Source organism: Sphingopyxis sp. Root1497, assembly GCF_001427085.1.
Taxonomy (GTDB): domain Bacteria; phylum Pseudomonadota; class Alphaproteobacteria; order Sphingomonadales; family Sphingomonadaceae; genus Sphingopyxis.
Window position 1 is genome coordinate 869,891 of sequence record NZ_LMGF01000005.1, and the last position, 21,894, is coordinate 891,784.

Consider the following 21,894-nt stretch of genomic DNA (forward strand, 5'->3'; position numbering starts at 1 on the left):
TCGCACAATGAAGCTCTCTCAGTCGCTCGGCCCCAATCCGCGCGTGGTGCTGATGTACCTTGCCGAGACGGGGGTCGCGGTCGAACGCCGGTTCGTCGACATTATGACGGCCGAAAACCGCCAGCCCGATTTCTGCGCGAAAAGTCCGCTCGGGCACACGCCCTTGCTCGAACTCGACGATGGGCAGTGTATCGCCGAGAGCATTGCGATCTGCGAATATCTTGACGAGACGCTGGGCGGTCATGCGCTGCTGGGCGCGACAGCCGAGGAACGCGGGCGGACAAGGATGCTGGCGCGGATCGTCGACCAGCTTGTCGTCGTGCCGATGACCGGGGGCTTTCGCGGCGCGGAGGGACTGCCGATGTTTCAGAGTCGGCTGCTCTGCCTGCCCGACGCGGCGGCGGACCTGAAGCGGCTCGCCGCCGACGGGCTGGCGCAGCTCGACCGGATTGTCGGCGCGGGGCCGTGGGCCCTGGGCGAGCGGTTCAGCCTTGCCGACATCCTGCTGTATAGCTTCGTCGAGTTCGGCGCGATGGTCGGGCAGCCACTCGATCCGGCGCTGACCAATCTTGCTGCCTGGCGCGACCGTGTTGCGGCGCGCCCCAGCGCTGCCGCCAGCGCCAACCCCCAATATGGCATCGGAGAATCTGCATGACCGAGACGATCGATCGCGACAAGTTGCGCGATATCTACACCCGCACGATGCGCGTCGCGCGCGCCGACGAGAAATTCCGTTCGCTGCTGATGACCGGCAAGCTCGCGGTGATCTATTACACCGTGCGCGGGCAGGAACTGGTGTCGGCGGCGGCGATGGCGGCGCTCGAACAGGACGATTATCTGGTCACCACCTATCGCGGCCAGCACGACCAGATCGCCAAGGGAGTGCCGCTGAACCCGCTGTTCGCCGAGATCGCGGGCAAGGTCGGCGGCACCTGCCGCGGCAAGGGCGGGTCGATGCATATCACCCATCCGGACTCGGGGGTGATGGTGACGACCGGCGTTGTCGGATCGGGATTGCCGATCGCCAACGGCCTCGCGCTCGCGTCGCAGAACCGCGGCGACGGCAAGGTGACGATCGTCTGTTTCGGTGATGGCGCGACCAATATCGGCGCCTTCCACGAGGCGATGAACATGGCGCAGCTGTGGAAGCTGCCGGTGATCTTCCTGTGCCAGAACAACCGCTATGGCGAGCACACCGCGTTCGCCGACCACACCAAGGTCGATTCGATCGTCACCCGCGCCAAGGCCTATGGGATGGAAGGTGTGAAGGTCGACGGCAACGACGCGATCGTCATGTACAACACCACCAAGGCTGCCGTGGATCGCGCGCGGGCGGGCGAGGGGCCGACGCTGATCGAGGCGATGTGTTACCGGATGATGGGGCATTTCTTCGGCGCCGACTTCTCCTACATGCCCAAGGAGCATCTCGCCGAGATGGCGGCCGAGGACCCGCTGCCGCGGCTGCGCCAGTTGATGCTCGACCACCAGTTTTCGGAGGCCGAGCTCGACGCGATCGTCGCCGACCTCGATGCGCAGATGGACGCGGCGGCCGAGTTTGCCGCGAACAGTCCGCTGCCGGGGCCGGAAGAAATCCGCAAGGATGTCTTCGAAGAGGAGATCGCGGCATGAGCGCGCAGATCACAGTGACGCAGGCGATCAACCGCGCGATCGACGAGGCGATGGCCGAGGATGAGGGGGTGATCCTGCTCGGCGAAGATGTCGCGGCGAAGCAGGGCGGCGGGGTGTTCAAGATCTCGGCCGGGCTGACCGAAAAATATGGCGAAAACCGCGTCCGCGCGACGCCGATTTCGGAGCAGGCGATCGTCGGCGCGTGCGTCGGCGCGGCGCTCGCGGGCTTCCGTCCGATCGCCGAGATCATGCTGATGAACTTCGTGACGGTCGCGATGGATCAGATCGTCAACCATGCCGCCAAGCTGCGCTTCATGTCGGGCGGGCAGACGCATGTGCCGCTGGTGCTGCGCACTACGACCGGCGTCGGGGTCGGGTTCGGCGGGCAGCATAGCGATATGCTCGAGGCGTGGTTCGCGCATGTGCCGGGGCTGAAAGTGGTGACCCCGTCGAACGCCGCCGATGCGCAGGGGCTGATGCGCGCCGCGATCGCGTGCAACGACCCGGTGATCTTCATCGAGAATATCCTCTGTTACGGTCTGAAATCGGACGATCCGGGGCCGGGGCATGTCGTTCCGCTGGGCAAGGCGGCGGTGACGCGCGAGGGCAGCGATTGCTCGATCATCACCTATGGCCGCACCGTGCTCGATGCGCTTGAGATTGCTGAGCGACTGGCGGGCGAGGGGATTTCGGTCGAGGTGATCGATCTGCGCACCATCGCGCCTTATGACGAGGCGACGGTGACGGCGTCGGTCGAGAAGACCGGCCGCGCCGTGGTACTCCACGAAGCGGTCAAGCAATATGGCACTGGCGCCGAAATCGCCTCGCGCCTCAACGAAAAGCTGTTCGGCAAGCTGAAAGCCCCGGTGACGCGCATCGGCGGTGCCTTCTCCGCGGTGCCGATGGCGAATGCGCTCGAACAGGCGTGGATCCCGAACAAGGATAAGATCGCCGATGCGGTACGCGCCGCAATGAACTGGAAAGGCTGAGGCGATGGCGGAGGAATTGCGCATCCCGAAGGTCGGCATGTCGGCGACCGAAATGACGCTGAACGAATGGATGTTCGGCGACGGCGAGCGCGTCGAGGTTGGCGACATCCTCTATACCGTCGAAACCGACAAGACGACGGTCGAGGTCGAGGCGCAGGTCGCGGGGATCATCCGCCCGATCGGTGTCGAGGGCGAAGTCTACCCGGTCGGCGCGCTGGTCGGGACGATCGAATGACCCCGCTCGAAGCCAGCAAGGCGATGTACGCCGCGGTCGCCAAGGGCGACTGGGACGCGGTTGCCGACTTCATGGCCGACGACTTCGTCATCCATGAACCGGCCTCGCTTCCTTATGGGGGCGAATGGCGCGGGCGCGATGCGCTGCAACGGCTGTACACGCATGTCATGGGCTATTGGGACGATCCGGTGGTCAAATGGCAGGAACTGGTCGGGGGCGAAAAATATGCCGTCGCCTTGCTCCACTTCACCGTCACCGCGAAATCGAGCGGCAAGCGCTTCGAGACGCATATCGCCGAGGTCACCGCGTTCGACGACGCCGGCAAGATGGCGTCCATGCGCATCCATTATTTCGACACGGCCGACATGGTCGCGCAATTGAAGGCATAAGCCATGGCCGAAGCGCCGCATGTCATCGTCCTCGGTACCGGCGGCGCGGGGTTCACCGCCGCGATTTCGGCGCATGAGGCCGGCGCGCGGGTCTCGCTGTTCGAAAAGGGCGATCAGGTTGGTGGCACCACCGCCTGGTCGGGCGGGATGATCTGGGTCCCGAACAACCATCATGAAGCGACGCTGGGGGTCGAGGACAGCCGTGAAAAGGCGCTGACATACCTCATGTCGATGTCCCACGGGCTAATGCAGCAGCCTCTGGTCGAGGCGTTTCTCGACCATGGCCCCGAGATGGTCGCGTTTCTCGAGGCGAACACCCCGGTGCAGTTTCGGTCGATCCCCGAATTTCCCGACTATCACGCCGAGTTTCCGGGCGGGATGCCGAACGGCGGACGCTCGCTCGATTGCCCGCTCTATTCGTTTCACGAACTGGGTGAGTGGGCGGAGAAGGTCACGCTGTCGCCCTATTATCCGATGCCCTATTTCTCGATCTACGACACGCCGCTCGGACAGGCGAAGCCGCAGCCGCTGACGCCCGAGGAGTTGCAGCGCCGGATCGACGGCGACCTGCGCGGCAGTGGGCAGGCGCTGGTCGGGCGCCTGCTGCGCGCGTGCCTCGATCGCGGGATCGAACCGCAGACGGGGCATCGTGCGGTGCGGCTGCTAATGGACGGCGAGCGGGTCGCAGGGGTGGTGTTCGAGACCGCCGCGGGCGAGGTCGAGGTCGCGGCCGATGCGGTGGTGCTGGCGACCGGCGGCTTCGAATGGGATGCCGATCTGCTCCGCGCTTTCATTCGCGGGCCGATGACACACCCGCTGAGCCCCAAGACCAATAGCGGCGACGGGTTGAAGATGGCGATGCGCGTCGGCGCGATGCTCGGCAATATGCGCGAGGCTTGGTGGATGCCGGTGGCCGAGGTTCCGGAGAACGAAAGCGCGACGGGCAGGACGCTCGTCGCGGGACAGCGCAGCCTGCCGCACTCGATCATGGTCAACCGCGCGGGCGAGCGCTTTACCAACGAGGCGGCGAATTACAACGCGATCGGCGCGGCCTTTCACGATCAGGACGTCAGCGCGTTCGATTATAAGAACCTGCCGTGCTGGCTGATCTTCGACCAGCAATATATCGACCGCTTCGGTTTCGGCATGATCAGCGGCGAACGCGGCGTCGCGCCGCCGCAATGGGCGATGCGCGCCGAAAGCCTGTCCGAACTGGCGAAGCGGCTGGAGATCGATCCCGACGCGCTCGACGCGACGGTCGAGCGGTTCAATGGTCATTGTGCGACGGGTCGTGATCCCGATTTCGGGCGCGGCGATGCGGCGCACGACCAATGGTGGGGCGATCCCGACGGGCGTGGATCGACCGCGGCGACGCTCGGGCCGATCGGCCAGGGGCCCTTCTTCGCGGTCGAGATCAAGAGCGGGGCGCTCGGCACCAAGGGTGGGCCGCAGACCGATGTCCATGGACAGGTGCTGAGCGTCGACGGCGGGCCGATCTCCGGTCTCTATGCCGCCGGCAATGTCATGGCCTCGGCGATGGGCATGACTTACGGCGGCCCGGGCGGGACGATCGCGCCGGGCATGGTGTTCGGTTTTCTCGCGGGGCGCCATGCTGCGACCGTCTCGGCGAAGCAATTGGAAGGTGTGGCGTGAAGAAAATCATCGTCCTCGGCGCGCCCGCCGATCAGGGGATTCCGCTGCTGACCGCGCTCAAGGCGCGGGGGCTGGAGCCGACTGCGGGCGTGCGACGGCCAGGCGCGATGGCGGCGACACCGCATCCGGACGTGCCCGAGGTCGCCGCCGACCTTTACGACGTCGCCAGCCTGACCGCAGCATTCAGCGGGCAGGATGCATTGGCGATGCATTTGCCGTTCGAATTCGACCGCGACCGCGCCGCGACGATGGGGCGCAATATCGCCGAGGCCGCGCGTGCGGCGGGGCTGGGGAAGATCGTCTTCAACACCAGCTGCTTCGTCGCCGACCATGATCTGGGCCTGTCGGCGCACGACGGGCGGCGCGATATCGAGCGCGCGATCCATGATAGCGGCGTGCCCTATGTGATCATCGAACCGATGGTGTTCATGGACAATATCACCCGCATCTGGTCGCGCCCGGCGATCGTCAACAGCGGCGTGTTCGCCTATCCGGCGGCCGAGACGCTGAAGATCAGCTGGGTCTGCCTCGAGGATGTTGCGGCCTATATGGTCTCGGCCTTGCTCCACGAGGATCTGGTCGCCGACCGGATCGCGGTGGGCGGTCCCGAGGCGCTGGTCGGTGAGCAAGTGGCCGAGCGGCTGTCTGTCGCGGCGGGTCGTCCGGTGCGTTTCCAGAGCCTGTCGCCCGACGAATTCGCGGCGCGGATGAGCGAACTGGTCACCGGCTCGCGCGAGGTCCAGCCGGCGAGTATCTATGACGGGATGGCCAAATTTTATCGCTGGTACAACGACCAGCCGCTGTCGCCGGTCGCGCTCGATCCGATTCCCGCAGCGCGGCTGCTCGGGGTGACGCCGACGCGGTTCGCGGAATGGGCGAAGCGGCAGGACTGGTCGCCGATCAAAGTTCCCGCCTAATTCGTCATTGCGAGCGATAATGTCTTCTGCAAACCCTCGGAACGACCATTTTCGACCGAGAGTCGATCTCTCTTGTCTCGTCACCCCGGGTTTGACCCGGGGCCTGCATTCCTGAAGAAAACGGCGGGTTCCGGGTCAAGCCCGGGATGACGGAGGTCCGGAAACGACCGATTGCCGACGTGCCCCCGTTAGCTTAGCAATCGGCAAGCCAGACCAATCATCATTGGCTCTCTGTATAGGTCTTCGTAACATGGTAACTCGCCAGCATGATGAAACGGAATTGACTGAGGTTCTCGGCCATCTTTGTGAAGATTTTGTCGCCGTTTTTTCTCCGGATATCGAGTGCTATGAAATATTCTATATTAAGTTATCTGGAGTTTTTCACCGATTCTTCGTTGACGCCGGATTATTGTTCTGGGCTTCCGACGCCGCACCCGACCAAGATGACGATCTTTCTGAAGGAACTGATCAATACGTAAATTTGGCCGAACGGTATAATTTGTCCGGTTTGCGAATTGATGGCCTTCGTTTTTCTGATTTTCGATTGGAACTAAAGTTCTCGAATGGCACTCAATTGGCGTTTGAGGGGCGAGGCATGGATTCGGGTGCTTGGTTGATAAACACGCCGCATTGAAGCGTTTCCACGTCCGCTTCCCAGCCAAAGCTGACGTTCGTCCCGGGGGTTTGCAAAAGATATAATCGCCCTTTTTAGGGCAATTGCCCGTCCACATATTTCCCCAGCGTGCGCTGGAAATGGCGGATGCGGCTTTCCTGATAATGGCCGAGTTCGATCACCCCGTTGGGCGAGGACTTCATGCCCTCCTGCACATAGGGCAGGTTTTCCATATCCTGGTCGAACACCCCGGCGAGCGCGGCGCCGATCAGGTGGCTGGCGCTGGCGAAGGGCTGGTCGTCGGGGATCAGGTGCATCGGCGCCGATTTGGGGGCCTGCTCGCCCTTGGGCGTGCGCATCAGGATGCGGACCTCCATCAGGCAATGGTCGGTGTCGCCCCAAGGCCGCCAGCGATAGACGATGTTCGGCACCAGCCCGCCCCATGGCGACCAGTTGGGGAAGACATTGTAAGTGAAATTGTCGAGCATCTCGCTGTCGGTCGCGGCCGAATAATCATGCCCGTTCATTGCGGCAAAAGCATCGCGGTTCGCCTGCGCCAGCACCTTGCGCGCGAGCATCGGATCGTCGGCGTCGAAGCCCTTGAGGTCGGTCGGATCGCCGGTAGCGCGCCGCGCGCGGCTGTCACCGCCGCCGATGAAATCCTCGAGCGACTTCAGGACATAGAATTGGTCCTTGCCCTTGATGTGCGGCGACATCGCGCCCGCCGGGGTGATCGCGCGGTTGAGGAAATCGCCGTAGAGGTCGTAGCGGGTGTTCGCGTCGGCGGTGAAACCGAGGATCTGCGGATGGGTGACGATGCTGTGCCACGCCTCCATGAACGCCTCGGCGACCGCTTTCCAGTTGGCCGGGATGACGCGGCCGACCCATGCGGCGGTGTGGCATTCGTCGAGCCGCCAATTGTCATAATGTTCGACGCCGGGGCCGACCCAGTCGCGGAAAGGCGGCAGGTTATGGTTCTCGGTGACGAGCAGGAAACCCTGCCAGCTTTCGACCTTCAACTCGGGAAGGCTCATGTCCTTGTCGTCGAGATGCTTGAAGTCCCACGCGCACGGCGCTTCCTTGAAACGACCGTCGTGATGCCAGGAAAAGCCGTGAAAGGGGCAGCGCAGGTTCACCGCCGGGCCGCTTTCGGTACGCAGCTTGCGGCCGCGGTGGAGGCAGACATTGTAGAAGGCCTTGACCGACAGATCCTTCTGGCGGACGAGCAAGATGCTCTTTTCGTTGATGTCGTAGACGACGGTGTCGCCGGGGTTCGGCATATCTTCTTCGCGCGCCGCGAATTGCCAGATGTTCGGCCACATTTTTTCGCGTTCGCGCTTTGCCCAATCGTCGCTGACGTACCGCTCGATAGCGATCGGCTCGTCACCGAGTTCCTGATTGGACTCGGCGAACAGATAGTCGGGAACGCGCCGCGTATCGGCCTTCAGCATGTCGGTATAGCTGGTGCCGGGGCAGCGGTCGTCGCGGGTCTGGTCCTGGGGAGGCGAGAGGTCGTTCATCGGTAACTCCGAAAGGTCAGGCAAGCTGGTCGAGCGGCATGCCGCAAGCGGCGGCGATCGAGCGGTGGACGCCGTGGAGCGCGGGTTCGTTCGCGCCGAGGACGACGCGAAAGTCGGCGGGCGCGGTCATCAGATTGGCATAGCCATTGCTGGCGACGCGATAATCCTCGGTCTGCACGACGGTCGCGGTCATGTCATAGGCCATTTCGCACATGGTGCGATGCTCCTCGCTCTCGACGCCGAACGGGGCATAGACCGCGAACTGGCAGAACATTTTGCCGGGGCCATCGGGGAACAGTCTGAAAACCTGCGTGAAATAAACGCCGGGGGTGACCGCGCCGAAGAAGATTACGGTGTTCGGGAACAGGAAATGGACCCCGCCATATTCGGTGTCGGGCCATTCGCTCTCGTCCTTGCCGACGAGCGCGCCGATCGACAGGTCGGGGAAGCTGACACGGTGGTGGCGGCCGATCGGTTCATAGACGTTGCGGTCGCTGTAATGGGTGCCGCCGATCGTCGAGGCGTGGAGCATCTTGAAATGATAGCTCTCACCATAGGTGTCTAGCGCGAACTTCCAGTTGGAATCGGCGGTGAGGATGCCCTTTCTGACCGGCTCGGCGCGGTGCAGTTCGAGCTGCGCCAGCACCGGGCCGAAGTCGCCGAGATGCGCCTCGGCATCGATCGGCGCGCCGTCGGGGTCGGCGCGGACGAAAATCAGCCCGAGATGTTCGGTGCAGGGCAGTTCGATGAGGTTGCGGGCGCCGATCTCGCAATCGGCGAAACCCTCCTTGCCGGGCTGGCCGACGAGGGTGCCGGCGGGGTCGAAGGTCCAGGCGTGGAAGGGGCAGACGAGGCGCGGGCGCGGGCCGCTCCACGGTTCGGTCTCCTCGACCAGCTTGGCGCCGCGGTGGGTGCACATGTTGAGGAAGGCGCGCGCGACGCCGTCCTTGCCGCGCGCGACGAGGATCGACGGGCCGACCGAGTCGAAGACCAGCGTGTCGCCTGCCTTGGGAATGTCGCCCGACAGCCCGGCGACGATCGGTTCATTGCGGAAAATATGCTGCATCTCGGCGGCGTTGCGCGCTTCGCCGGTGTAGATGCTCTTGTGCAGCGGCAGCGGCGCCTCGGCGCGATCGGTGCGGTTTTCGGCGACGATCGATACCAGCTTGCGCAGCCCGGTCCGCGCATTGCGCTTGCGGACGGCGGGCCAATCCTTCTGGACGATATGGGGATCGGACTCGGCCATGGCTCTCCTCACATTTTGCCCAGTATGACTCCGGGTCTCGAACAGCTTATCGCACAAAGCCCGGCGCTTGTGCGCTATCGCTTTTGAGGGGGAGAGACCCGATGACCCGACCCGCCACGCTCGCATCGCTGGGCGAGATCATGCAGCTGGCCTTTGTGCCGGCGGATTTCGACGCGGCGCTGAAGCACTGGACCGAGGTGATGGGTGCGGGACCGTTTTTTCTGCTGCCCAATGTGTCGCTCCCCGGCGGGCGCTATCGCGGCGAGGCGAGCGACCCGGTGTTCACCATGGCGCTGGGTTATTGGGGCGACATGCAGATCGAGCTGATCCGGCCCGAGAACGACGCAAAGTCGCTTTATCGCGGCGAATATGCGGTGGGCGAGGGGCTGCACCATGTGTGCGTGCTGGTCGACTCGATCGCCGAGGCGCGGGCGCGGTGCGGCGAGGTCGGCGCGGAGATCATCTTCGAGGCGCCGGTCGGCGACAGCGGCGGGGTGATCTACGCCGATCCGGGGACCGGGCCGGGGACGCTGGTCGAACTGCTCGAACCGCAGGCGGGGACGCGCGAGCTGTTCGCGATGATGCGCGATGCGGCGAAGGGATGGGACGGGAGCGCGCCGCTAAGGTCGTTGGGGTAGGGAAACGGCTTATCGGCAAAAAACTCCGGCATTGCGAGCGGAGCGAAGCAATCTCCAGCTATCGGTCTCGCGGATGGTCGATAGCTGGAGATTGCCGCGTCGCTTCGCTCCTCGCAATGACGGGGTTTAGCTGTTCGCGCCCAGATACCCCAGTTGCCCGGCCTTGAAGATCGTCTGGGCGCGGTTGACCGAGTTGAGTTTTTCGCCGGCGCGGTGGACGTGATAGCGCACCGTTGCGTGGCTCAGCGAGATGATCATGCCGATCTCGCGGTCGGTCTTGCCGATCGCCGCCCAGCGCAGGCATTCGACCTCGCGCTTCGACAGCTCGCAGTCCGAGGGGATGCGCCGCTTGGTGCGCATCGCCGAGGCATAGCCGGCGATGAAGCGCCGCGTCGCCAGCGCCAGCGTGTCGCCGATGTCCGCAAACAGGTCGGACAGATCGTCGATGTCGGGATCGGTCGGATGAAAGCTGTTGGCCGAAATCTGGCCGAACGGCAGATGCACCGGAACGACGATCGCCGCCTTGTACCGCGGGTTCGCGGCGAAATAGCGCGCCGGGTTGATTTCATCGAGATAGGGGTTGGGCTGCGCGGTGCGAAACCCGTCGCTGTTGCACCAGAAAGGCTCGCTTTCGTAGCGGCACGAGCGCGGCAGTGGCGAATGCAGCGCCAGCCGATGATCTTCCCACCAGCGTTCGCCGTCGCCAAGCCAGCCGAACAGGTCGGCGGCGAGGACGGCACCGTCGGCGTCGACCATCGTTTCCTTCGACGCGATATCGTCGCACAGCGCGGCGCGCAGGCCAAAGGCCGCAGCATAGTCGCGCAGCAGCACCGCGGCATCGTGGATATCCTCCACGTTGCGGATCGTGACCGCGTCGACGAGCGTCCTGGCATCCATTGGGGGCGCGAACCCGTCGACCGGCAGTTTTTCTGCCTGTTCTCCCATGATCGGGACTATTTCATACTGGCCGGCAAGTCGCAATGCATGTGTCATAAGCGGAGCACCGTCTTTGCTATGATGTTTTTCTGAACTTCGCTCGAACCGCCGAATACGGTCCAGGCACGGCTGTTGAGATAGCGCGCGGCGGCGACCTGCGCGTCGGCGTCGCCGATCGGGGGCGGGGCTTCATTGCCGTAGAGCGGGCGGACGGTCGGCAGTTGCAGCCCGTCATAGCCATGGAGGTCCATCGCGAGGCCATCAATCCGCTGGTGGAGTTCGGAGGAGATCAGCTTGACGAGCGAGGTCTGGGGGCCGGCGGGCCGGCCCTTGGCGATGTCGGCGAGGATGCGCAGTTCGGTGGTTTCGAGCGCTTCAGCCTCGAGCCGCAGCCGGGCGATTTGCATCGCGACCTGGATGTCGCCGCCGAGCGAACCATTGTGCCCGCTCGGCGCTATGCCTGCGAGCTGTTCGAGATGGTCGATCGCGCGGATCAGGCGCGGGGCGTGGAAGGATCCGCCGCGCTCGTTCTCGAGCAGGAATTTGGCGATCGTCCAGCCCTGGCCTTCTTCGCCGATGCGGTTGTCGACTGCGGTGCGCGCGGCGTCGAGGAAGACCTGGTTGACCTCATGGTCGCCGGCCATGGTGACGATCGGGGTGACGGTGACCCCGGGCTGGTCCATCGGCACGAGCAGGAAGCTGATCCCCGCCTGTTTCCTGACCTCGCCGTCGGTGCGGACGAGGCAGAAGATCCAGTTCGCGTGATGCGCGTGGGTGGTCCAGATTTTCGACCCGTCGACGACATACTCGTCGCCGTCGCGCCGCGCGCGGGTGCGCAGCGAGGCGAGGTCGGAGCCGCTTTGCGGTTCGCTATAGCCCTGGCACCAATAGTCGGTCCCGGCGCGGATCGCGGGCAGGAAACGGTCCTTCTGCTCCTGCGTGCCGAAGGCGCAGATGACCGGACCGACGAGACGGAGGCCGAGCACCGACAGCGCCGGCGCGCCGGCGATCGCGCATTCCTTTTCAAAGATGTAGCGCTGCATCGGCGTCCAGCCGGTGCCGCCGCAATCCTCGGGCCAGTGATAGGCGACCCAGCCCTTGTCGTTGAGGATGCGGTGCCAGACGAGTCCGATGTCGGGTTCGACGAAGACGCCGGGGGTGCGCTTCGCCCCGTCGCGGACATGATCGGGCAGCGAGGTGCGCAGGAAATCGCGCACTTCCTCGCGAAATTCGAGTTCGTCTTGGGTGAGGTCGAGATCCATATTTCCGCTAGCGTTCGAGGATCGCCACTGCCGACAGGCCGGGCGCTCCATAGACATGAGAATAACCGACCTTGGGGTCGTTCGGGACCTGTCGCTCGCCGCCGCGGCCGCGCAACTGCACCGTGTTTTCGTAAACCTGCCGCAGCCCCGATGCGCCGATCGGTTCGCCGCAGGCGAGGCAGCCGCCGTCGGTGTTGATCGGCAGCTTGCCGCCGATTTCGCTCCAGCCCTCGGCGAACCATATTTCCTGGTCGCCGTCGGCGCAGAAGCCGTTTTCGGCCATGTGCATGATCTCGGCGCCGCTTTCGGTGTCCTGCAACTGTGCGACCGAGACGTCGCCGGGACCGATGCCCGCCATTTCGAAGGCGGCGCGGCTGGCGACCTCGGTGGGCTTGCCGCCGCCGCCCACGCTGACCGACGGCGCGAACACCTCGAACGACCCTTCGGGGCGGGTGCGGAAGGCGACGCTGGCGATGCGCACCGCGTCGGCCCCCAGTTCGCGCACCTTCTTCGCGCTCGCGAGCACCAGCGCGACCGCGCCCTCGGCGGGCGAGCAGAACATATATTTGGTCAGCGGATCGTTGACCATCGGCGCGTTCAGGATCGTGTCGAGGTCGACCGGCGAGCGCCGCCAGGCATGGTCGCACAAAGTGCCGTTGCGAAACGCCTTTTCGGCGACGAGGCCGAGGGTGCGGCGGCTGATCCCGTGGAGGGCCATATAACGCTGGATCTTGAGCGCGAAGAACTGCGTCGTCAGCATCATGCCGGTTTCGCCATACCATTCGGGCAGGCCATATTCGGCGGGTTTGGCATTGAAGGCGCCGCGCGGATGCTTGTCGAAGCCGACCGCGAGCGCGATATCGCACGCCCCCGCCGCGATCGCGTTGCGCGCCGAGGTCAGCGCGCTGCCGCCGGTCGCGCAGCCGTTCGCGACGTTGATGAAGGGGACGCTGGTCAGGCCCAGTTCGTTGACCATGATATCGGCCGACCCCGCCGCCGCCGAGCCGCCATAGGCGAATTCGATATCGTTCCACGCGATGCCGGCGTCGCCGAGCGCCTGCCCTACGGCATAGACGCCCTGGTCGCGGCCCGAGCGGCCGTCAGTGCGGCCAAAGGGGTGGATGCCCGCGCCGATGATATAGACGTCGTCGTTCATGCGGCGCTCCGGGGCCTGAAGGCATAGGTCGAACGGTTGTCGTCGAAGGCGACGACGGCGAATTCCATCGCCATGCCGATTTGCAGGTCGGCGGCGGTCGCATCGACGATCCGCGTTTCGACGATCACTTCGCCGGGTAGCTCGACATAGCCGATGAGAAAGGGCTGGAAGGGCTGGGGGCCGCTATAGGGGGCCTTGGGTTCGAAGCCCTGCGTGGTCCACGACCACAGCGTGCCGTGGCGCGACAGCGCGACCGGTTCGACCAGCGCGGCGGCATCGCCGTCGGGAACCGGAAAGATGATTTCGCCATTGGCGCGGCGCCCGCCGATCAGCCGGGGTTGGGCCTCGTCGGTCCACAGACCGGGGGCGATGGGGGTCAATGCGGTCATGCCGCCCTCGCATAGCTGCGCAGGCAATAGGCTTGATCGCCCAATAATTTGTCGAGCAGCATGACGCGTTTCAGCGCATGGCCGATCGCGAGTTCGTCGGTCTGGCCCATGCCGCCGTGCATTTGCACCGCTTCGAGCCCGATCCGCGTCGCCGCTTCACCGACATAGGCCTTCGCGCCTGCGGCGATGCGCGGCCAGCTCGCATCGTCGGTCGTCGGGTCGAGCATCGCGGTGCGCAGCACCATCGAACGCGCCTGTTCGAGCGCGGCATAGCATTCGACGAGTCGGTGCTGGAGCGCCTGGAAGCTGCCGATCGCGGCGCCGAACTGCTGGCGCTCGCCGACATAGGCGAGCGTGTCGTCGAACATCGTCTGCGCGAGGCCGAGCATTTCGGCGGCGGCGAGCAGGCGGACGTCGCCGATGACGCGATCAAAGGCGGCGCGCGGCAGGTCAAAGATTTCGGCCGGGGTGCGGTGCAGATCGACGGTCGCCGCGTTCGAGCCGTCGATGACCGGATAATCCTGCTGCACGATTCCGGCAGCGCCGCTCGCAATCTTCGCGAGCTTGCCGCCGGCGAGCGTCACGAGCAGCGTGTCGGCCATCGGGGCACCGAGGACGAAGGTCTTGGTGCCGGCGACATGGTCGACGTCCGACTTCGTCCCGACGGCCTCGGTCTCATAGCGGCGGCCGGGTTCGGCAAAGGCGACGGCGGCGAAGCGCTCACCCGCGAGCAGGTTGCCGACCAGCGCCGTTTCGCCCACGGCAGCGGCAAGACGGATCGGCAGCACGCCATTTTCGAGCCAGGGATCGATCGCAAGGCCCTTGCCGAGCGCTTCGGCGACCAGCGCGAGATCGACCATCGTGCCGCCCATGCCGCCCATCGCTTCGGGCGCGGCGAAGGCAAGCAGGCCGAGGTCGGCGAGTTGCCGCCAGCGATCGCGAGAATAGCCGCCGGCCTGCCCACGCATCGCATGGCGTGCCGCGACGTCGACCGGGCCGAGGAAGCGGCCGATCGACTCGCGAGCCATCTGCTGGCCTTCGTCGAGATCGAAGTTCATGCCCGGCGTCCGAAGCGGATCGGCAGCGTGGTGAGCCCGCGCAGCAGCATGTTCGGCGGCCAGCTCGGCTGGTGGCCGTCGGCGACGCGGAAGTCGGTCAGGCGTTTGAGCAATTCGGTGTAGGCGACCGCCATTTCCTTGCGGCTCAGCATATTGCCGACGCACATATGAATGCCCTTGCCGAAGGCGAGGTGGCTGCGCGCGTTGGTCCGTTCGAGGTCGAAACGGTCGGGATCGGGATATTTGGCGGGATCGCGGTTCGCGGCGGCATAGCGCAGCTGGACCATCGCCCCCTTGGGGATCGCGACGCCGCCGAGTTCGGTGTCCTTGAGAACCATGCGCCACATGCCCGCGGTCGGGCTTTCGGTGCGCAGCACTTCTTCGACGAGGTTGAGGATCGCGCGCTCATTGCCTGCGTCGACCGCCGCGACCGCCTTCGCCATCTGGTCGGGGTTTTCGATCAGCTGGAGCAGGCCGCCGGCGAGCGCCGAGGTCGTGGTCTCGTTCCCCGCGACCATCAGTTGCTGCATGATCGACAATATTTCCGCGTCTTCGAGCGGGCGTTCGCCATCGACCTCTGCGTAAACGAGGTCGGAGAGCAGGTCATCGGTGCGGTTGGCGCGGCGCTCGTCGATCTTGGCTTTGACGAAATGCTGAAATTCGACGACTTCGCGTGCACATTCGAGTTCGCGATCCTTGGGGATCATCCGCCCGAGGCGGTCGACGAAGGCGTCGGACCAGCGCTTCACCTTGTCGAGATCGTCGTTCGTCATGCCGATCTGGCTGGCGATCATCGCGACGGGCAGGGGGATGCCGAAATCGCGCACGAAATCGGCTTCGCCTTTTGCCGCCATCTTGTCGATCAGGTCGATCACGACGCCGCGCATATTCTCCTCGATCGCGGCGACGCGCTTCATCGAGAAGGCAAGGTTGACGAGCTTGCGAAAGCGCGTGTGGGTCGGCGGGTCGGCGGTGAGCAACGTATCGACCTGCGGCCAGCCCTCGGCAAGGATCGCCGCGACATCGCCATCCTCGGCCATCGCGCCCGACAAGGTACCCTGAAAATTGTTCGAGAAGGTTTCGACGTCGCCGGTCGCCTGCGAACAGAGATCGTAGGAGAGGACGAGGAACATGCCCTCCGACAGCTGGACGACCGGGCTTTTGGGCATCCACGCGCGATAATAGTCGAACGGGTCCGCAATCACCTGTGGTTCGAAAAAACTGCCTGCGGCGATGTCGTTCACGCGCCTCTTCCCTCAATCTTGTTCTTATACGCCCGACTATATGCAGCCGCTCCCCGGGCGCGATGCACAATTTCGTTAGGCGACTGCCAAATCGGGGGCGACATAGGCGAGGGCATTGGCGAGCAGGCGGCGGAAGTTCGGGTCGGCATAAGCGGCGGGTCCGTCGCCGGGCTGCAGGTAGACGAGACGGCCGGCGCCGACGGGTTTTTCCCAGGCGATGAGGTCGGTTTCGGGGCGATGGTCCCAGCCCGTATTGCTGAACATCTGCCCCGCGACGGCCTGCGCCGCCGAATAGAAATTGTCGCGAACGAAGGCGTGGCCGGCGCGGAGCAGCGGTTTGGCCGCGCCCCAGACCGGGGCCAGATAGAGTTCGTCGCAGAGCGGAAAACGGGACGGCAGTCCGGCGGTCACGGGATGTTCGGGATCGAGGACGATAGCGTCGTAACGGACGTCGTGGCGATAGCCCGAGTCGAGATGCGCGGCGCCGTTCGCTTCGCCGGGCGCATAGAGAAAACGCCCGCCGACCATCTCGGCCCACTCGGGCCACTCGGCCCAGCCCGCGATCGCATGGTGCATCGCGACCGCACCGCCGCCCCGCGCGAAATGGTCGGCGATGGCGCGGCGATAGGTGAAGGAGGGCGGCCGCGTCGCCGCCTTGCCGTCCTCGAAGCGATAGCCCGGCATGTCGTAGAAGAGGATCGCGGCGGCGTCCTGAGCCGCGCCTTCGGCGATCGCCGTCTCGGCCTCGGGGTGGATCAGATGCTTCACCGTCCAGCCGGTGAAGCTCGCGAGCAGGCCTGCGAAGGGTTCGGCCTCATAGGGATGCCCGCCCGAGAGGACGAGAAGTTGCCGTTGCCCCGTCATGCGATCTTCAGGATCATCTTGCCCTGATTGCTGCCCGCAAAGAGCCGCATGAAGGCGTCGAAGCTGTTCTCGATCCCTTCGTCGATATGTTCGTCGGCGACGAGTTTGCCCTGCTGCAGCCAGGCCGCCATCTCGGCGCCGCCTTCGGCAAAGCGCGGGATATAATCGGCGACGAGTAGCCCGCGGATCGAGGCGCGGTGGACGATGAGTTGCCAGATGTTGCGCGCGCCGATCTTTTCGACGCTGTTATACTCGCTGATCAGGCCGCAGAGGCCGATGCGCGCGCCATGGCGCAGGTTGTTGAGGCCGGCGTCGAGGATGTCGCCGCCGACATTTTCGAAGATGATGTCGACGCCGTCGGGCGCCTCGGCGCGGATCGCGGCGGTGAGCGCCGCGAGGTTCTTGCCGCGATAGTCGATCGCGGCGTCGAAGCCGTAGCGATCGATCAGCTTCGCGCATTTTTCGGGACCGCCGGCGATTCCGATGACCTTGCTCGCGCCCTTGATCTTCGCGATCTGCCCGACGAGCGAGCCGACCGCGCCCGCTGCGCCGGTGACGAGCACGACGTCGCCGGGCTTGGGCTCGCAGACGTCGATATAGCCAAAATAGGCGGTCATCCCGACCGCGCCGAGGATCGAGAGATAGTTGGTGACCGACGGCACCAGCGTCGCGTCTATCGGCTGGGTGAAGCCGCCGACGGTGCCGACCGAATAATCCTCGATGCCGTTGAGGCCGAGCACCCACTGGCCGGGTTCGAACCCTTCGGCCTTGCTCGCCTCGACCACGCCGACGGTCGAGGCGCGGACCGGGTCGCCGAGCGGGATCGGCGGCATATAGCTTGGCGCATCGTCCATCCAGCCGCGGATTGCGGGGTCGAGCGAGGCATAATGGTTGCGGATCAGGAACTGGCCGTCGGCGAGCTCGGGTGTCGGTTCGGTGACCAGCGAAAAATCGTCGGCGACCGGTTCGCCGTTCGGACGGCGGGTCAGCAGGAAGCGGCGGTTGTCGGGCATGGGTAGTCCTCAGGCAGGGGTGATGGCGACCGGGATCGCGCTTTGCAGCGACTGGCCGGTGATCGGGTCGTAACGGACGCTCTCGCTGACGAGGCGGTTGGTCGAATTGCCGCGGGTCCGGACCTCGTCGGGGCCGACGTCGGGACCGCCAAAGGCATGCGCCATCGACACGACCCCGGGGCGCATGCCCGTGGCGGCGCGCGCCTCGGCGACGACCTCGCCCGCTGCCGAGCGGATGCGGACGATGTCGCCCTCGCTGCACGGGATGCGCGCCATGTCGTCGGGGTGGAGGAAGGCGGGGTTGGTCGTGCGCTTGGCGGTGAGCGCGGGCAGGTTCTGCCCCGTCGAATTGAAGCGGTGGCGGCTGCGCCGCGACACCATGCGGTAGGGGAAATCGGGGGCGGGCTGGTCGGCGGTGGCATAGGCGATCAACTGGTCGGGCATCGCGCCGGCGCAAAGGTCGAACCGGCCGGGGGCATCGGGATCGCCGGCCTCGACGATCGGATGGAGGTCGGGATAGATCACCGCCTGGCCATCGACGGTATCGGCGCGGACCTGGCCCGGCGCGACGACGCAGCCGGCGGTCATCAGGTCGAGGAACGTCTGTTTGCTGGGCTTCTCGTCCATCGGACAGGGACCGCCCGCGAGCGGGATCGGGCTGCCAATGCGGTGCGCGAGGCCCCAGAGCATTTCCCACTCCTCGATCAGGTCGCCAGGCGCGTCGATCATCGCCTCGGTATAGCGGGCGTAGGGGATTTCGTACCACCATTCGGACAGGTTGCTGATGTCCTCGCGTTCGAGGCACATCGTCGGGGCGAGGATATAGTCGGAGCGTTTCGCGGTCGCGCTCTCGGCGTTGACGTCGATGCAAACGAGCAGGTCGAGGCCGCCCAGCGCGCGCGTCATCTTGTCCTGATCGGGGAAGGCGACGACGGGATTGCCACCGATCACGATCAGCGCGCGGATCTGGCCTTCGCCGGGGGTGAGCATCTCGTCGGCGAGGACGTTGCACGGCATTTCCATGCCGAGATGGGTGAGGCCGCGGATGCGCGAGGCGGGAAAGCCCTCGCCATAGAGCGCCATCGGCGGCGACACCTGCGCGCGGCGCGGGCTGACCGCGGTGAAGACGCGCGGGATCGAGCTTTTCTCGCCCTCGCGGCAAAAGCGCCCACAGAGGATGTTGAGCGACGAGACGAGATATTGGGTGAGCGTGCCCTGGCCCGCCATTTCGGGGCCGGTGCCGGTCGAGACGACGCCCTTGGTTCCGGTCGCGAACATGCGCGCGGCGGCGACGAGCTGCGCCTCATCGACCCCGGCGCGTGCGGCAGCGACGGCGGGGGTGAAATCGGCGACGGCGCGCTGGAGGTCGTCGAGGCCATCGACATATTGCTGGACGAAGCCCTTGTCGTAGAGTCCTTCGGACAGGATGACATGGATGATCCCGGCGAGCATCGCGGGGTCTTCGCCGGGGCGCACGGGCAGGTGGATATGCGCGAGCGCGGCGACATCGCTCTCGCGGGGATCGGCGACGATCAGCTTGAGTCCCTTGTCGAGCGCATCGCGCAGGCGGCGTGAGGGCGAGAAGGGGGGCAGGCCGCCCGGCGGGCCGTAGTGCGAGACGATCGGGTTGTTGCCGATGAAAAAGGCGACGTCGGCCTCGGCAAATGTGTGCATGCCGCCCATCCAGTTGCCGTAGCGCATCGTCGTATAGACTTTCGCGGGCTGGTCGAGCGTCACCGAGGTGTAGATGTTACGCGTGCCCAGCCCCTGCGCGAAGGCCATGGCGCTGCCGACCCCGGCGCTGTTTTGAAAGGCATAGGTGCCGCCATAGACGGCGACCGCGTGCGGGCCATGCTCGGCGATGATCGCCGACAGCCTGGCGCCGATCTCGTCGAGCGCGGTCTCCATCGCGATGTCCTGAAACGCGCCATCGACGCGTTTACGCGACACCGTCAGCCGCTGCGGGCCGTGATGCGCCTCGGGCAATTGGCGGCCCTTGATGCAGGTGTACCCGCCGAACACCGGGTCGTCGGGGTCGCCCTGCACCTTGGTCACGCGGCCCTCGTCGATCGTGACGAGCATCGCGCAATTGGCGTGGCAGAAGCGGCAGAAACTGCGGCGGACCTCAGGCATCTTTTCTCTCCCTGATCGCACCCTACGCCGACCGCGGCACCGATCGACTGGCACTTTTGGCGGTGGCTGACGGCGGGACGCGGGCGCAATTTCCGGACAAAGAACAGGGAGAGTATCGATGCCGACATCGCGCCAATGGCTGCTCAACGGACATCCACGCGGACGCGGGATCGAGGATGGCGATTTCGTGCTGGCCGAACAGGAGGTCGGTGCGCCCGGCGACGGCGAATTGTTGCTCAAGACACTCCACCTCGGCTTCGACCCGGCGCAGAAGGGGTGGATGGAAAATATCGCCGACTATGTCGCGCCGATGGCGATCGGCGACGTCATGCGTGGCAGCGGAATCAGCGAAGTCGTCGAGAGCCGTCATCCGGGTTTCGCGGCCGGCGACCTGGTGATGGGGTCGACCGGCTGGACCGAATGGCATGTGTCGAACGGCGACGGGCTGGTGAAGATCGACACCGCACTGCCGCCGACCGCGATGCTCTCGGTGCTCGGCACCACCGGCGTGACCGCCTATTGCGGGCTGTTCAAGGTCGGGCGGCCGGTCGCGGGCGATACGGTGCTGGTGTCGGGCGCGGCGGGGGCGACGGGATCGGTGGTCGGCCAGCTCGCCAAGATCGCCGGGTGCCGCGCGGTCGGCATCGCCGGGGGCGAGGACAAGTGCCGCTGGCTGGTCGAGGAGGCGGGCTATGACGCCGCGATCGATTACAAGGCGGGCAACGTCCGAAAGCAGATCAAGGAGCATTGCCCGGGGGGCGTCAACGTGATCTTCGACAATGTCGGCGGCGCGATTTTGAACGACATGCTCGGCGAGATCGCGACCGGCGCGCGGGTCGCGGTGTGCGGCGGGATCAGCCGGTATGAGAGCGGATCGCTGCCCGCGGGGCCGCAGAATTATTTCAACCTGATCTTCCGCCGCGGATCGATGGCGGGGTTCATCGTGCTCGACTGGGCAGCCGAGTTTCCGGAGATCCGCAAGCGGCTCGAGAGCTTCGTGCTCGATGGCCGGCTGAATTACCGCGAGGATGTGCAGCACGGGTTCGAAAATGCGCCCGCGACGCTGAAACGCCTGTTCAGCGGCCAGAACCGCGGCAAGCAACTCTTGAAACTCTGAGGAGAACGACATGGGCAGGCTGGCAGGCAAACGCGCCGTCATCATCGGCGCCGCATCGACGGGCAATATGGCGCAGGTGACCGCGCGGCTGTTCGCGCGCGAAGGCGCGACGGTGATGGTCGCGGGGCGTAAGCGGGAACCCCTCGACGCGCTGGCGGCCGAGATCGGCGGTCACGCCGCGCTGTGTGACATCACCGACAAGGCGTCGGTCTTTGCGCTCGCCGACGCCGCGAAGGCGGCGATGGGCGGGGTCGACATCGCGATGAACGCGAGCGGCTGGGGGCTACTCAAGCCGCTGTTGGAGGTGACCGAGGAGGAACTGGACGCCATCGTCGCGTTGCAGTTCACCGGGGTGCATCATTTCCTCCAGGCCTTCGTCGGGGCGATGCTGGCGAACGATCCGACCGGCGGGTCGATCATCCAGATTTCGTCGGCGACGACGCGCGCGCCGATCGGCAATCATGCGGCCTATATCGGCACCAAGACGGGGTCGGAGGCGCTGATCCGCTGCGTCGCCAATGATTTCGGGGCGGCAGGCATCCGCGCGAACATCGTGTCGCCGGCGTTCACGGAGTCGCCGATGACCGAGGGGGCGTTCGCGACCCCGGGACTCGTCGATGCCTTCCTGCCGCGTTATCCGCTGGGGCGGCTCAACACCGCGCAGGATGTGGCGAACGCCTGCCTGTGGCTGGCGAGCGACGAGGCGTTCGTGACCGGCGAGAATTTGCAGCCGAATGGCGGGCTGGCTTTGCGGGGGAATCCGCAGGAGCATGATATTGCTGCGGCGGTGGGTGCGGCGATGGCGAAGTTGCAGGCGCAATAATAAGCTTCGTCATTGCGAGCGCAGCGAAGCAATCCAGAGCGGTTTACGCAACTCTGGATTGCTTCGCTGC

At 65.4% G+C, this 21,894-nt stretch carries 22 protein-coding genes; 11 read left to right on the forward strand and 11 right to left on the reverse strand.

Going from position 1 to position 21,894, the window contains the following annotated elements:
• Positions 1–7 precede the first annotated feature (7 nt).
• The 8 genes from ASD67_RS18645 (at position 8) to ASD67_RS23210 (ending at position 6,446) form a co-directional block, all read left to right on the forward strand.
• Positions 8–655: a glutathione S-transferase family protein gene (locus ASD67_RS18645; protein ID WP_056350407.1), complete on the forward strand. Its 648-nt coding sequence runs from the start codon at positions 8–10 to the stop codon at positions 653–655.
• Positions 652–1,629: a thiamine pyrophosphate-dependent dehydrogenase E1 component subunit alpha gene (locus ASD67_RS18650; RefSeq protein WP_056350409.1), complete on the forward strand. Its 978-nt coding sequence runs from the start codon at positions 652–654 to the stop codon at positions 1,627–1,629. Before ASD67_RS18645 ends, ASD67_RS18650 begins: the two co-directional genes overlap by 4 nt.
• On the forward strand, positions 1,626–2,618 hold the full coding sequence (locus ASD67_RS18655; RefSeq protein ID WP_056350412.1) for an alpha-ketoacid dehydrogenase subunit beta: 993 nt from the start codon (positions 1,626–1,628) through the stop codon (positions 2,616–2,618). The genes ASD67_RS18650 and ASD67_RS18655 overlap by 4 nt, the downstream gene beginning before the upstream one ends.
• Positions 2,619–2,622: 4 nt before the next feature.
• A complete protein-coding gene (locus ASD67_RS18660; protein WP_056350414.1) occupies positions 2,623–2,853 on the forward strand; it encodes a biotin/lipoyl-containing protein in 231 nt (76 codons plus the stop codon).
• Positions 2,850–3,242: a nuclear transport factor 2 family protein gene (locus tag ASD67_RS18665; RefSeq protein WP_056350415.1), complete on the forward strand. Its 393-nt coding sequence runs from the start codon at positions 2,850–2,852 to the stop codon at positions 3,240–3,242. Before ASD67_RS18660 ends, ASD67_RS18665 begins: the two co-directional genes overlap by 4 nt.
• 3 nt (positions 3,243–3,245) lie before the next feature.
• Positions 3,246–4,895, forward strand: coding sequence for an FAD-dependent oxidoreductase (locus ASD67_RS18670; protein ID WP_056350417.1), 1,650 nt, complete (start codon positions 3,246–3,248; stop codon positions 4,893–4,895).
• A complete protein-coding gene (locus ASD67_RS18675) occupies positions 4,892–5,812 on the forward strand; it encodes an SDR family oxidoreductase (protein WP_056350419.1) in 921 nt (306 codons plus the stop codon). The genes ASD67_RS18670 and ASD67_RS18675 overlap by 4 nt, the downstream gene beginning before the upstream one ends.
• A gap of 250 nt (positions 5,813–6,062) precedes the next feature.
• Entirely contained in the window at positions 6,063–6,446 is a 384-nt protein-coding gene (locus ASD67_RS23210; RefSeq protein WP_156377784.1) for a hypothetical protein, read from the forward strand.
• Positions 6,447–6,520: 74 nt separating this feature from the next.
• On the opposite strand, the gene ASD67_RS18680 is transcribed toward ASD67_RS23210, so the two are convergent.
• A complete protein-coding gene (locus ASD67_RS18680; protein ID WP_056350421.1) occupies positions 6,521–7,945 on the reverse strand; it encodes an aromatic ring-hydroxylating oxygenase subunit alpha in 1,425 nt (474 codons plus the stop codon).
• 16 nt (positions 7,946–7,961) lie between these two features.
• Positions 7,962–9,191, reverse strand: a complete 1,230-nt coding sequence (locus ASD67_RS18685; protein WP_056350423.1) for an aromatic ring-hydroxylating oxygenase subunit alpha — start codon at positions 9,189–9,191, stop codon at positions 7,962–7,964.
• Between the two features lie 101 nt (positions 9,192–9,292).
• On the opposite strand from ASD67_RS18685, the gene ASD67_RS18690 reads away from it, so the two are divergent.
• A complete protein-coding gene (locus ASD67_RS18690) occupies positions 9,293–9,829 on the forward strand; it encodes a VOC family protein (RefSeq protein WP_056350424.1) in 537 nt (178 codons plus the stop codon).
• 126 nt (positions 9,830–9,955) lie between these two features.
• Here the strand turns inward: ASD67_RS18690 and ASD67_RS18695 are convergent, their stop codons facing one another.
• The 9 genes from ASD67_RS18695 to ASD67_RS18735 form a co-directional block, all read right to left on the reverse strand.
• A complete protein-coding gene (locus ASD67_RS18695; RefSeq protein WP_235535738.1) occupies positions 9,956–10,774 on the reverse strand; it encodes a helix-turn-helix transcriptional regulator in 819 nt (272 codons plus the stop codon).
• A gap of 44 nt (positions 10,775–10,818) precedes the next feature.
• The gene (locus tag ASD67_RS18700; protein ID WP_056350428.1) at positions 10,819–12,027 is read right to left on the reverse strand and encodes an acyl-CoA dehydrogenase family protein; all 1,209 of its coding nucleotides are present in this window, start codon (positions 12,025–12,027) and stop codon (positions 10,819–10,821) included.
• Positions 12,028–12,034: 7 nt separating this feature from the next.
• The gene (locus ASD67_RS18705) at positions 12,035–13,183 is read right to left on the reverse strand and encodes a thiolase family protein (protein ID WP_056350430.1); all 1,149 of its coding nucleotides are present in this window, start codon (positions 13,181–13,183) and stop codon (positions 12,035–12,037) included.
• Entirely contained in the window at positions 13,180–13,572 is a 393-nt protein-coding gene (locus tag ASD67_RS18710) for a Zn-ribbon domain-containing OB-fold protein (protein ID WP_056350432.1), read from the reverse strand. Before ASD67_RS18710 ends, ASD67_RS18705 begins: the two co-directional genes overlap by 4 nt.
• A complete protein-coding gene (locus tag ASD67_RS18715; protein ID WP_056350434.1) occupies positions 13,569–14,630 on the reverse strand; it encodes an acyl-CoA dehydrogenase family protein in 1,062 nt (353 codons plus the stop codon). Before ASD67_RS18715 ends, ASD67_RS18710 begins: the two co-directional genes overlap by 4 nt.
• Complete coding sequence (locus tag ASD67_RS18720; protein WP_235535739.1) at positions 14,627–15,874, reverse strand: cytochrome P450; 1,248 nt, start codon at positions 15,872–15,874, stop codon at positions 14,627–14,629. Before ASD67_RS18720 ends, ASD67_RS18715 begins: the two co-directional genes overlap by 4 nt.
• Positions 15,875–15,949: 75 nt before the next feature.
• On the reverse strand, positions 15,950–16,738 hold the full coding sequence (locus ASD67_RS18725; protein WP_056350436.1) for a ThuA domain-containing protein: 789 nt from the start codon (positions 16,736–16,738) through the stop codon (positions 15,950–15,952).
• The gene (locus ASD67_RS18730) at positions 16,735–17,751 is read right to left on the reverse strand and encodes an NADP-dependent oxidoreductase (RefSeq protein ID WP_056350438.1); all 1,017 of its coding nucleotides are present in this window, start codon (positions 17,749–17,751) and stop codon (positions 16,735–16,737) included. The genes ASD67_RS18725 and ASD67_RS18730 overlap by 4 nt, the downstream gene beginning before the upstream one ends.
• 9 nt (positions 17,752–17,760) lie before the next feature.
• Positions 17,761–19,884 carry a molybdopterin-containing oxidoreductase family protein gene (locus tag ASD67_RS18735; protein WP_056350440.1) on the reverse strand — a complete coding sequence of 708 codons (2,124 nt, stop codon included), beginning with the start codon at positions 19,882–19,884 and terminating at the stop codon, positions 17,761–17,763.
• 118 nt (positions 19,885–20,002) lie between these two features.
• Here ASD67_RS18735 and ASD67_RS18740 point away from each other — a divergent pair, with 118 nt between their 5' ends.
• On the forward strand, positions 20,003–21,001 hold the full coding sequence (locus ASD67_RS18740) for an NADP-dependent oxidoreductase (protein WP_056350442.1): 999 nt from the start codon (positions 20,003–20,005) through the stop codon (positions 20,999–21,001).
• A gap of 10 nt (positions 21,002–21,011) precedes the next feature.
• On the forward strand, positions 21,012–21,824 hold the full coding sequence (locus ASD67_RS18745; RefSeq protein WP_056350444.1) for an SDR family NAD(P)-dependent oxidoreductase: 813 nt from the start codon (positions 21,012–21,014) through the stop codon (positions 21,822–21,824).
• The last annotated feature ends 70 nt before the right edge of the window (positions 21,825–21,894 follow it).